Source organism: Bacillus sp. FSL M7-0307, from assembly GCF_038627835.1.
Lineage (GTDB): Bacteria > Bacillota > Bacilli > Bacillales > Bacillaceae > Bacillus > Bacillus altitudinis.
Map to the genome: position 1 here is coordinate 1,227,079 of NZ_CP152023.1, position 12,230 is coordinate 1,239,308.

General features: G+C 43.1%; 12 protein-coding genes. 10 read left to right on the forward strand and 2 right to left on the reverse strand.

Going from position 1 to position 12,230, the window contains the following annotated elements; translation table 11 throughout:
- The first annotated feature begins 12 nt into the window (after positions 1-12).
- From lpdA to MHI41_RS06235, 5 genes are all read left to right on the forward strand, one after another.
- Entirely contained in the window at positions 13-1,395 is a 1,383-nt protein-coding gene (lpdA, locus tag MHI41_RS06215; RefSeq protein ID WP_008346251.1) for a dihydrolipoyl dehydrogenase, read from the forward strand.
- 31 nt (positions 1,396-1,426) lie between these two features.
- The gene (locus MHI41_RS06220; protein WP_052320225.1) at positions 1,427-2,122 is read left to right on the forward strand and encodes an SDR family NAD(P)-dependent oxidoreductase; all 696 of its coding nucleotides are present in this window, start codon (positions 1,427-1,429) and stop codon (positions 2,120-2,122) included.
- Entirely contained in the window at positions 2,100-2,885 is a 786-nt protein-coding gene (locus MHI41_RS06225) for an SDR family oxidoreductase (protein WP_008346247.1), read from the forward strand. The genes MHI41_RS06220 and MHI41_RS06225 overlap by 23 nt, the downstream gene beginning before the upstream one ends.
- Before the next feature lie 93 nt (positions 2,886-2,978).
- Entirely contained in the window at positions 2,979-3,935 is a 957-nt protein-coding gene (locus tag MHI41_RS06230; RefSeq protein WP_017359143.1) for a sugar-binding transcriptional regulator, read from the forward strand.
- 63 nt (positions 3,936-3,998) lie between these two features.
- Positions 3,999-4,328 carry a hypothetical protein gene (locus tag MHI41_RS06235; RefSeq protein WP_017359142.1) on the forward strand — a complete coding sequence of 110 codons (330 nt, stop codon included), beginning with the start codon at positions 3,999-4,001 and terminating at the stop codon, positions 4,326-4,328.
- A 13-nt stretch (positions 4,329-4,341) separates the two neighbouring features.
- Here the strand turns inward: MHI41_RS06235 and MHI41_RS06240 are convergent, their stop codons facing one another.
- Positions 4,342-5,667: an amino acid permease gene (locus tag MHI41_RS06240; protein WP_008346243.1), complete on the reverse strand. Its 1,326-nt coding sequence runs from the start codon at positions 5,665-5,667 to the stop codon at positions 4,342-4,344.
- Positions 5,668-5,996: 329 nt separating this feature from the next.
- On the opposite strand from MHI41_RS06240, the gene MHI41_RS06245 reads away from it, so the two are divergent.
- A complete protein-coding gene (locus MHI41_RS06245) occupies positions 5,997-6,947 on the forward strand; it encodes a ring-cleaving dioxygenase (RefSeq protein WP_342494648.1) in 951 nt (316 codons plus the stop codon).
- A gap of 42 nt (positions 6,948-6,989) precedes the next feature.
- On the opposite strand, the gene MHI41_RS06250 is transcribed toward MHI41_RS06245, so the two are convergent.
- Entirely contained in the window at positions 6,990-8,309 is a 1,320-nt protein-coding gene (locus MHI41_RS06250; protein WP_008346238.1) for a trypsin-like peptidase domain-containing protein, read from the reverse strand.
- Positions 8,310-8,478: 169 nt separating this feature from the next.
- On the opposite strand from MHI41_RS06250, the gene proG reads away from it, so the two are divergent.
- The 4 genes from proG (at position 8,479) to MHI41_RS06270 (ending at position 12,230) form a co-directional block, all read left to right on the forward strand.
- The gene (gene proG / locus MHI41_RS06255) at positions 8,479-9,303 is read left to right on the forward strand and encodes a pyrroline-5-carboxylate reductase ProG (RefSeq protein WP_342494649.1); all 825 of its coding nucleotides are present in this window, start codon (positions 8,479-8,481) and stop codon (positions 9,301-9,303) included.
- A 189-nt stretch (positions 9,304-9,492) separates the two neighbouring features.
- Positions 9,493-10,317: a M55 family metallopeptidase gene (locus tag MHI41_RS06260; RefSeq protein ID WP_008346235.1), complete on the forward strand. Its 825-nt coding sequence runs from the start codon at positions 9,493-9,495 to the stop codon at positions 10,315-10,317.
- 18 nt (positions 10,318-10,335) lie between these two features.
- Positions 10,336-11,271, forward strand: coding sequence for an ABC transporter permease (locus tag MHI41_RS06265; RefSeq protein WP_342494650.1), 936 nt, complete (start codon positions 10,336-10,338; stop codon positions 11,269-11,271).
- Positions 11,268-12,230, forward strand: a complete 963-nt coding sequence (locus MHI41_RS06270; protein ID WP_008346230.1) for an ABC transporter permease — start codon at positions 11,268-11,270, stop codon at positions 12,228-12,230. The genes MHI41_RS06265 and MHI41_RS06270 overlap by 4 nt, the downstream gene beginning before the upstream one ends.

The window sequence follows — 12,230 nt, forward strand, 5'->3', positions numbered from 1 at the left end:
GAGATGAATCGGATGACAAAAACGTATGATCTGACAGTCATTGGCGGAGGGCCTGGCGGATACACTGCCGCCCTTCAAGCCGCTGAACGTGGACACAAGGTTGCATTGATTGAAGAGGATTTTCTAGGGGGTACTTGTTTAAATCGAGGCTGTATCCCTTCAAAGACACTGCTCAAACATGCAGAAGTCATTGAATCAATTGAGAAAGCAAAAAGCTGGGGAATCGAAACAGGTGAGATGGTTCTTTCTTTCGATAAAATGAGAAAACGTAAAGATGATGTCATCGAAAAACTCAGGGGCGGAATCGCCTTTTTATTAAAGCAAGGAAAGATTGATGTATATAACGGCAGAGGGACAGCTGTGACAAAAAATCGCATTGACATTGAAAAACAAGATGGGTCAGAAACGATTGAAACAAAAGAGCTGATCATTGCCACTGGCTCATCACCTGCTATTCCGCCTATTCCAGGGCTCAAAGAGATTCAATTTGACACAAGTGATACGATCTTTGACATCCCAGATATTCCTGCATCTGTCGTCATTATTGGCGGGGGTGTGATTGGTCTTGAGCTGGCCTGTATCTTCCAGAGTCTCCAATCAAAAGTCACCATTATAGAAGCCGCTCCGTCGATTATTCCGCAGGAAGATGAAGAAGCGTCGAAATTACTAGAAAAAGAATTGAAGAAAAAAGGCATCCATATCGCAAAGAAAACGACGGTGACAGAGGTAACAGAAAGCGAAGGAGTCAAAGCGATTCATGCGACAGACGATAAAGGAGAGACGCACATCTTTACGGCTGAAAGACTGTTAGTTTGTGTCGGAAGAAGACCAAATGTATCTGCTGTCAGTCAGCTGGATCTTCAGCTGGATGGCCCTTTTATTAAAGTAAACGACGAGATGAAGACAAGTGCTGAAGGTGTATATGCAATTGGCGATGTAGCCGGCGGCTATCAGCTCGCTCATGCGGCGATGGCAGAGGCAGCCGTTGCAGTTAGCAATATATGCGGCGAGCCTGAAAGAATGAATCACGACATCGTTCCTAGATGTATTTATACATTGCCAGAGGTAGCGAGTGTTGGGCTGACTGAGAAAGAGGCGAAAGCGAAAGGGCTGAACGTGCGGGCAGAGCGATTTGATTTAGCTGCAAGCGGAAAAGCGTTGGCAGCAGGTGTTCAAACAGGTTTTATTAAACTCGTGTACGATACCGTTTATGGTGAAGTCATTGGCGCTACAATGGTTGGTCCGCATGTAACGGAGATGATATCAGAGGCTTCCTCATTTATGTATTTAGAAGGAACAGCTGAAGAGATGGCCAAAATGATTCACCCGCATCCTACCATCTCAGAAGGCTTTTATGAAGCAGCTCTTGATATTGTGAGTAAGCTGAGAAAATAAATGCCAAACAAGGGATAGGGAGGAGATCCGTGTGCACGTCCAGCTTCATCAGAAAGTGGCACTTGTGACAGATAGCACAGATGGATTTGGAGAAGCCATCTGCCTGGCTTTGGCCCGGGCAGGTGCACATGTTTTCATACACGCTTTTCGTGATGAATCAAAAGCAAAGTCGATTAGCAAAGACATTGAAAAATTAGGCGGCCAATCGACTGTTGTCATCAATCCGCTTGAGACACCGCGTGATGCTACGCTTATGCTAAGACAAGTCATCGATACATGCGGCAAGCTTGATATTTTAGTCAACCAAGCCGAGCAAAAAGCAGATGGGGGGATTGATGACGTAAGTCCTGAGATATGGGTCGATGAAGTGGAAAGATCCGTAAATACAGTCTTTCTTTCCAGTCAAGCCGCTGTGTGGCATATGGTGGATCAGAAGCAGGGCTGCATTATTAATATTTCCTCATCAGGGAGCATAACAGGTGATGGCGGGATCTCACATGCTACATCAAATAGTATGTTGAATGCCATGACAAAAGGATTAGCGCGCGAATTTAAAGACAAAGGCATTCGGGTATTGGCTCTACTTCCGCCGCCTCTCCATTTGCTTCCTGACAAAGAGCAAATCAAGGAGACGGTGGCTCATATGACGGTTTTCTTAAGTACATCGTACGGTGCATTTACAGATGGAGCAGCGATTATGCTTGATGGGGGTGAGAGCGCTGGCTAATCAACAAAAACCAGTTCTCATCGTAGGTGGTGCCCAAGGGATCGGCAAAGAAATTGCTCAGCGTTTTTTAAAAGAAGGGCATCGTGTAGCTGTGTCAGATATAGATGAACAGGGACTTTCGCTTTTAAAACAACAGCATCCTCAGCTGCTGACGTTCCAAGCTGATGTTTCATCGTGGGAAAGTGTTCAGCAGATGACGTCAGCAGCTGAAAGGGAGCTGGGTGGCATTGGGCATCTTGTCTATTCAGCAGGAATGACGAAATCCCTTCCTTTTTTAGAAGTTGATTTTTCACTTTGGAAAAAAACACTGGCTGTGAATCTATATGGTCTTTTCTACTGCATCAAAGCATTAGCACCCTATCTATGTGAGCGGAAAGAAGGCAGCGTCGTCATTATTGGATCAGGATCTGCGATAACAGGCTCTGGCGGCGGCATCCAGTATTACGCGTCAAAAGCCGGGGCATTTGGTCTCATGCGTTCGCTTGTAAAGGAATTGGGTTCCCATCATGTCCGCATCAATGTCATTGCACCACGCGTCATTGAATCTCAGATGCTTGATACGCTCTATCCGACTGAGCTTGAGAAAAGTCAGCTTCGATCACTTATTCCTATCGGGAGATTAGGAAAACCAGAAGATATTGCTGGAGTCACTTTATTTCTCGCAAGTGACGAGGGAAGCTATTTGCACGGACAGATACTCTTATTAGATGGCGGGAGAACGTATCAGCCTAAATATAGCGAGGGAAAAAGAGCGGAGAGTTGATCGCTCTTTTTGTCATTTTCATAACAATTGTTCCAATTAGAAACGAATGTTTGGTATACTGGTAATCATAGTATATTAAAAGGATGATGTCACATGCTGAATTGGGAAGAAAGACGACAGCTCGTCAAGGTTGCTCATCTTTATTATACAGACGGGTGGACGCAGCAGGAGATTGCAAAAAAACTCAATGTCTCAAGACCAGTCATTTCAAAGCTCTTACAAAAAGCAAAAGATGTGGGAATCGTTGAAGTGTACATTAAAGACGAAAGTATTCATACAGTGGAACTTGAAAAGCAGCTGGAAACGACCTTTCAATTAACGGATGCTGTCGTTGTTCCAAGTGTCGGGACAATGTCTGAGATGGTCAAACGGGCAGTCGGTCAAGCGGGCGCCTATTATCTTTCTAAAAACATGAAAGGCGCTGAGAAAATCGGTATTTCATGGGGAACCACACTTGCCGAGCTCGTGAAGGAATATCCATTTGAGCGAAGAAACGATGTCAAAGTCATTCCTTTAGAGGGCGGAATGGGCAGGCAGGCAGTCGACATTCACGCGAATCAGCTGGCATATGAGCTGGCAAAGAAGATGAATGGTACGTGTTCCTATTTATATGCACCTGCGATTTTAGAAACAGAAGAATTAAAAGAGCGGCTGATGGCGATGCAGGACATAGAAGCTGTGCTTGAAGAAGGCAGAAATGTTGATATTGCCCTGATCGGTATTGGAAATCCGCATAAAGGCTCTACATTGAAAACAGTCGGTTATTTAAAAGAAGAGGATTTGTCTGGGTTGAGACAATCAGGGGCTGTTGGTGATATTGGTTTTCGTTTCTTTGATGGTGAAGGGAAACCAGTCCAAGATGAGCTGAACCAAAAGGTGATTGGATTATCGTTAGAACAATTAAAGAACGTGAAAAAAGTCATCGCAGTTGTGGAAGGAACCCATAAAGCTGAAAGTATTTTAGGGGCCTTAAACGGCGGCTTTATTCAGGTGCTCGTCACCGACGAATTAACTGCGGCAGCTATTTTAAAGGAAGCATCTGTCCAATAAACAGCTGACAGCTATCGTATTGTATAAAAAGAGCAACATCAAACGAGAAAGGAGCTGTGTATCTTGAAGAAAACCGAAATGGAAGCAAACCTACACTGTACTCGGTGCCAAGAAGAGACCCTCCACAGCATCGTTTATGTGAATGATCAGATGAAAAGCGTTGAGTGTACAGAGTGTCATCAGAAAATCAGTGTGCAAGTCGACATCATAAAGGAATTTTACAAAGAAGTATATGAAAAAATTGCCACAAAGCCGAAGCGGATGACGCAGGAGTATAAGGCGAATCTGAATGGATTTATTTCAAGACTCCCCATCCGGGTTTTAAGTAAGCCATACCGGCTGATGAGATATTTAAACGAATCTTATAAGGTCATTAAGCAATATAAAAAATAAAGCAGAGGCTGTCTTAGCGCTCTGCTTTATTTTGTGTTTTTTTCATATAGTAATAAATCGGCAGTCCGGCAATGCCGATCAGCATGGAGATCAGGCAGCTTTGCCAATCGGTGATCATGGTGCTGATTAAGACAAAGAAAGAGCCGATAATCGCAATGATCGGTGTGAGCGGATAAAGTGGTACGCTATAAGCGCGCTTCATTCCCTTGTTTTGTTTTCTTAGCTTAAAGACAGCGAAAAAGGCCATCACATAAAAGATGTAAATCATGAAAATCGAAACCTCTGACAGCTTCTCGGGATTACTGACGATCATAAACACAATGGCAATCAAAATCTGTACAAATACAGCGATCCAAGGTGTTTGAAAAGTAGGATGAATGCGTGAAATGGCTTTGGCAAATGGAATTTGTTTTCGTTCTGCCATCGCAAAAATGACACGCGGGAACGAAAGAACCTTTCCATTCAAACAGCCAAAGATACTAATGATGATTCCGATACTAATAATTTTACCGCCAATTGGACCAAAGAGCATTGTAGCAGCTGTGCTTGTGGCATTTTCACCTAGTTGAACGATTTGATCAGCTGGTAACACATGCAAAAGGGCGATGTTAATAAAGAGATAACATGCTGTGACAATTAAAATACCGCCTGCCATCGCGCGAGGAAGCAGTTTCTCTGGATTTTTCATTTCACCGCCAAGCGCTGCAAGCAAAATCCAGCCATCATAGGCAAATAATGTCGCCAAAATTGCTGCACCGAAGTTCATTTGTGCGATACTCTCATTGACGGCTGTGAAAATATGTTCATTTCCTTTCCATAAGCCAAACACAATAATTGCTGCAATTGGAACAAGCTTTCCGATCGTGGTCAGTCCTTGGACAAAACCACCGTATTTTGTTCCCATGATGTTGATTACACATAAAAAAAGAACGGTGATAATGCCAATGGTTGTAGCCCATAAAGAAGAAAGAGAAAATAAATTAGCTAATAATGAACCAAAATAAAGACCAAGAGCACCAATAATCGCTGGCCCGTAAATAATAATTTGCACCCAGCCACATAAGTAGCCCCAAAATTCACCGTATACTTCTTCAAGATAGGCATATAAACCGCCAGTACGTGGGATTTGTGTACCAATTTCAGCGACTGTGAGTCCGCCTGCAAGGGTTAAGATCCCGCCTAACAGCCATGCGAATAAGGCGATGCCTGAGCTTCCTGAATAAGAAAGGACGTTGCCAGGCTTCATAAAAACGCCAGATCCAATAATTGTTCCGATGACAAGAGATAGGGCAAAAAATAAGCCGATGTCTTGTTTTAACGCTGGTTGTTCTTTGTTCATTACACACGACCTCCTGCATCACTTTCATACGTTACTGTGACATGTATTTTGTTCATTGTAATACGATTTTAGGAAAACAAGAATTAAAAAAATTTTCTGATTTTCGTATTTGTATTTAAAAGTGTTCGTTTATTGGATATATTAGGATGAATGTTATCTTAAAAGCGAACAATACAAGAATATTTTTGATTTAATGTTAATTTAATAGGCGAAAGCCGAACATCCAATAAAGATGCAGCCGAATGGTTGACTTTTCTTCTAAAATGACCTATTTTATTCATAAGGATATTATCTTGAATTCGAGATATTTTATAATAGGAGTGAACACAATGAAAATAAATGGGATTCACCACGTATCAGCACTAACAGCAAATGCTCAGAAAAACGTTGATTTCTACCGCCAAATCCTTGGCTTAAAACTGGTGAAAAAAACAGTCAATCAAGATGATCCATCGATGTATCATCTATTTTATGGAGATGAGGTCGCCTCACCTGGTACAGAGCTGACGTTTTTTGAAATACCGATGCTCGCCCGCCGGCTGGACGGAACAAATGCGATCTCACGCACAGGTCTGATTGTCACTTCAGAAGAGGCACTCGCCTTTTGGGAAAAGCGCTTTGAAGAAAAAGGTGTAAAGAAAGAAACAGCTTCTTTAAGAGGCGGCAGACCTACCTTGAAATTTACAGATCCAGAAGGACAGCAGCTGTTTTTGACTGTAGAACCAAGCGTGCAAGATGGAGCGAAGCCGCCAGTGCATGATGAGATTCCTGCTGATTTTGCGATCAGAGGTTTGGGGCCAGTAGAATTAACAGTCGCAGAATCAGATAAAACGATCAGTGTGTTAACGAGCATCCTTGGTTTCACAGAAAAAGCACGTGAACAATCAAATGATGGGGAAATCGTGACGATTTTTGAATCAGGACAAGGCGGAGCTGGAACAGAGATTCATGTCATTGAAAAAGCAGAAGGACCTGTTGAGCGATCTGGCAGAGGTAGTGTTCATCACGTAGCTTTTCGTGTAGCGGACGCAGAAGAGCTTGAAAAATGGCATGATAAAATAGCCAAAGCCGGTTTCACCAACTCTGGTGTTGTAGAACGTTTTTATTTTAAAGCCCTATATTTTAGAGAGCCAAACGGCATTTTGTTTGAAATCTCAACAGACGGTCCGGGATTTACAGTGGATGAAAGCGTGGATGAACTTGGTGATCAATTAGCACTTCCACCATTTTTAGAGCACAAACGAGCAGAAATTGAACAAAGATTGGTCCCAATCAAGTGAACATGAAAAAAGCAGCTCAATTTTTATGAGCTGCTTTTTTCGTTAAGAGCTGACTTGCTTTGATTCAGATTGTGTTAATGTCACTTGTTTTGTTTCTTCTGTTCCATTACGAACGAGTGTGATGCTGACGGTATCTCCTACTTTTGCATTCGTGTAAAGCTCGTGGCGTAATTCACTGCCAGTTGTCACTTTTTTGCCATTGATGGCGGTGATGACATCCTCTGTCTTTAATCCAGCTTTTGCAGCAGGTGAGCCAGCAGCGATTTCTTTTACGTACACGCCTTTATCGAGCTGACTGTTTGTCAGTCCAAGCGTTTCCTTCTGATAAGCATCTGGTACTTGTTCGAGATCCAGCATGCTGATACCGATATAAGGTCGTTCGATTTTTCCTTTTGTGAGAAGCTGCTCTGCAATTGGTTTGACATCATTGATTGGGAGCGCAAACCCGATACCTTCCACACCTGTTTCAGAAATTTTCATACTGGTGATCCCCACAACCTTTCCGTCTGTTGTTAAAAGCGGCCCGCCGCTGTTGCCGGGGTTAATGGCTGCATCTGTTTGGATGACATTAATACTGCTTTCGCCAGCTGATGTATCCATAGAAACTGTTCGATCGACACCGCTGACAATTCCTTGTGTCACTGTTCTTGATAAATCTTCACCAAGCGGGTTTCCGATTGCGATGACGGTTTCTCCCGCACGAAGGGATGAGGAGTCTCCAAGTTCAGCGACTTTTGTAACGCCGTTGCTGCTAATTTCGACGACAGCAAGATCAGTCAGCGGGTCAGAACCGACCACTTTTCCTTCCACCGTCTTGCCATTATGCAAGGAGACTGTTAATTTATTTGCTCCTTCAATCACATGGTTGTTTGTTAATACATAGGCTTTACTGCCCGATTTTTTGAAAATAACCCCTGATCCGGTACCGCTTTCTTGCTCTTGACTGCTGCTGTTTTGATTTTGCTGTGATCCATCAAAAGGTGTGTTCATATCGCCAAAATCTGTGGTTGTTTGACTTTGTGTTTGATAGTTTGTAATGCCGACGATGGCTGGTGATACGTTTTCGACCATACTGGAAATACTGCTGGTCGAATTGGATGTTTGTGACGCTGTTGTTTTTGACGAATTTGTACTTGTATCATTTGTCGATACAGCGGCTGTTTTCGTTGACGAATCAGTTGAATTATTTTCTGAATGCTGAGCATATGGAGTCAGAACGTAAACACCTAACGCTAACGTACCGCCTACAATCCCGCTGACAAATGGCTTCAGCCAGCCACTTGGCTTCTTCTGATGTTTTTTCGGCTGTTCAATTGTTTGTAATTCATAAGAAGTGCGTTTTTCATCTTTTTGATGTGTCATCAAGATCACTCTCTTTCATCGATTTTTACATGTATGTGTTTAAGGTGATTGACCGTATGTGGTGGATACTGACTTTATCGTAAGAAAAAAGTGTGGGATAAAAATGAAAACATTGTGGGAAATTGTTAAAATAAGTAGTGAATCTAAGCAAAATAGAGGAGATTAAACTGTGGAGACTATTGGAATCATTGGATATGGAAGCATGGCAGATATGATGGTGCAAAAATGGCTGGACAAAGGAGTACTTCATGCCAGTCAGTTTATGATCCATACAAGAAGTGAAACGGAGCGGCTGCAACAGCTGAAAGAGAAGAACCAGCATGTAAACATTTGCTCTTTAGATGACATCTCTGCATCATGTGATGTCGTGTTTGTTTGTGTACCACCAATTGCTGTACTGGATGTCATAGATCAGCTGAGCCCCGCAAAGACATCTCTTCATATCGTATCAGTGGCAGCGGCTGTCACGTTAGACAAATTAATGCAACATACGAATCAGCCGGTTTCTAGATACATTCCCACTTTGACATCAGCCGTAGGGACGGGTGTATCCCTTGTGGCGCATGGTGAAACCGCTGGGCAGGAGGCGCAAGAACGACTCCACCACCTGCTTTCAGCTTTTAGTATTGTCAGGGAAGTGGAAGAGGACCGGTTTGATGCGGCGAGTAATTTGACAAGCTCTTCCCCAGGCTTTATTGCAGCAATCTTTGAAGAAATGGCGAGAGCCGCTGTTCGGAATAGTGAGCTGTCTTTAGAAGAAGCCTATGAATTTTTAACATATGCGCTGCTAGGAACAGGTCAGGTTCTTGTTGAACGAGGACTGACATTTGCTGAAACGGTGAACAGGGTCGCAACAAAAGGCGGAATTACAGGAGAGGGCGCTGCAGTCATTCAGCAGCAGGCACCGCAAATGTTCGATGACTTATTTACACAAACGATGAAAAAATATGCGCAGCTAAAATCGCAAATCGATGAAGCAGACAAACACCACTAAAGACATAGCTAGTGGTGTTTTTTCTGTAAAATAAATCCTTTCGCATCAATGCTTTTGACCTGTATTACATGAGTCTAATTTCCTTATTTTCAGACATTGTATTGAAAAATCAATCAAGTTCTCATATAATTTTTTAGAAAATTTAGAAAAATATACACAAATTTTAAGTTTAATTAAAGGGGGATGGGGATGAAGCTCTATTTATCAGTCGATATGGAGGGAATTACTGGTCTAGCTGATCATACATTTGTTGATAGCCGCCAGCACAATTATGAGCGCGGTAGAAAAATCATGACAGGTGAAGTGAACGCCTGTGTAGAAGCTCTTCTTACACATGGGGCGACCGATATTTTAGTGAATGATAGCCATTCTAAAATGAATAATCTGTTGATTGAAGAATTGCATGAGGAAGCATCTCTCATATCAGGTGATGTAAAGCCTTATTCAATGGTCCAAGGATTAGATCAAACGTATGATGCCGCTGTTTTTTTAGGCTACCATGCGAGGGCATCAATGAAAGGTGTGATGTCTCACAGTATGATTTTTGGTGTCAGACATTTTTACATAAATGATCATCCGATTGGTGAAATGGGCTTTAATGCGTATGTCGCAGGCTATTATGGTGTTCCGGTCATTCTTGTATGCGGAGACGATCAAGCGGCACTTGAAGCAGAAAAGCTAATGCCTGGCGTGAAAACAGTGGCGGTGAAAGAAACCATTTCAAGATCTGCTGTGAAATGCTTAACACCAGCGAAAGTGAGCACCCTCATCTCGCAGCAAGTGGAAGCTGCCATGAAGCAAATTCATCAAATGAAGCCGCTCACGCCTCCTGAGCAGCCAGTGCTGAAAATCGAGTTTGCCAATTATGGACAAGCCGAATGGGCGAATTTAATGCCGGGTACGGCCATCATCGAAGGGACAACAACGGTGACGTACCAAGCAGAGAATATATTAGAAGCCTACCAAGCCATGCTTGTCATGACAGAGCTTGCCGCACGTACAACATTTTGTTAAGCGAGGGGGAGACAGCAGATGGCCAGCTTTTTGCTCAAGCGTTTGATTGCCATAATTGCCACGATTTTAACCATAACAACTTTAACGTTTATTTTAATGAAGGTCATCCCAGGATCGCCCTTCAATGAAGAACGAAATACAAACGAAACTGTCCAGCGAAACCTCGAAAGCTACTATCACTTAGACGAACCACTCTATGTTCAATATATGATCTATTTAAAATCCATCGTTACTTTTGATTTTGGTCCTTCCATTAAAAAGCCTTCTGAAAGTGTCAATGATTTATTGGCGAGAGGTTTTCCAGTCTCATTAGAACTTGGTCTTATCTCTATTTTGATTGCTGTCATCTCCGGTATCTTGCTCGGAATCATGGCTGCCCTCCGGCATAATGGCTTGATTGATTATATCGCCATGACGATTGCTGTTTTCGGTATATCCATACCAAACTTTATCTTTGCTACCTTATTAATTCAGCAGCTTGCTGTGAATGTAAAGCTCTTTCCTACAGCGATGTGGACAAGTCCAATGCATATGGTGCTTCCTACCATTGCACTGGCGGTAGGTCCAATGGCGATCATTGCCCGGTTAACGAGATCGAGCATGATTGAAGTGCTGTCGCAGGACTATATTCGAACTGCAAAAGCGAAAGGACTTTCCCCTTATAAAATTGTGTTTAAACATGCCCTGCGGAATGCGCTTTTACCTGTTGTCACGATCCTTGGCACGCTTGTCGCAAGTATTTTAACAGGCAGTTTTGTGATTGAAAAAATATTTGCGATCCCTGGAATGGGAAAATACTTTGTCGAGAGTATTAATAACCGTGACTATCCTGTCATCATGGGAACCACTGTTTTTTACAGCATCATCTTAATTACCCTTCTTTTCATTGTAGATGTGACATATCGTCTGCTTGATCCAAGGATCCAGCTGCATCAGAAAGGAGGAAAGGCATGAGTATACACCTTCAGCATGATCAAATGAATCAAGCGCATGAAGTGCCAGATGAATGGTTTGCTCCTAAAGAACAAAAGACATCTGAAGTCCATGCCATTAAAAGACCCTCACTTTCGTATTGGGCAGATACTTGGCGACGGTTAAAACAAAATAAACTCGCTATGTTTAGTTTATCGGTGCTGATTTTTCTTTTCGTCATGGCTGTATTAGGTCCACTCCTTGCGCCGAATAGTGTGACAGAACAGCGGCTTTCCATGCAAAACTTGCCGCCGTCAGCTGCTCACTGGTTTGGAACAGATGAGCTTGGACGTGATGTGTTTACACGTACTTGGTACGGCGCACGCATTTCGTTATTTGTGGGCGTGATGGCCGCTCTCATTGATTTTGCGATCGGTGTCATCTATGGCGGTATTGCAGGATATAAGGGCGGGAAGTATGACCATGTCATGATGCGGATCGTCGAGGTGCTTTACGGTCTGCCGTATTTACTTGTCGTCATTTTATTGATGGTTCTGATGGGGCCTGGGCTTGTCACTATTATTGTGGCGCTCACTGTCACAGGCTGGATCGGGATGGCAAGAATCGTGAGAGGTCAAGTCCTTCAGCTGAAAAGCCAAGAATATGTCCTTGCCTCGAAAACCTTTGGCGCAAAAAGTTTGCGCATCATCCGCAGAAATTTACTGCCGAATACGATGGGACCGATTATTGTCCAGATGACGCTGACTGTACCGACAGCGATTTTTGCTGAAGCATTCTTAAGTTTTCTCGGTTTAGGGATTCAAGCGCCGTTTGCAAGCTGGGGTGTGATGGCCAATGATGCCTTGCCGACAGTGCTGTCAGATAATGGTCACTGGTGGCGTTTATTCTTTCCGGCATTTTTTATTTCGCTGACGATGTTTTGTTTTAATAATTTAGGTGATGGCTTGCAAGATGCGCTTGATCCAAAGATGAAGAGGTGA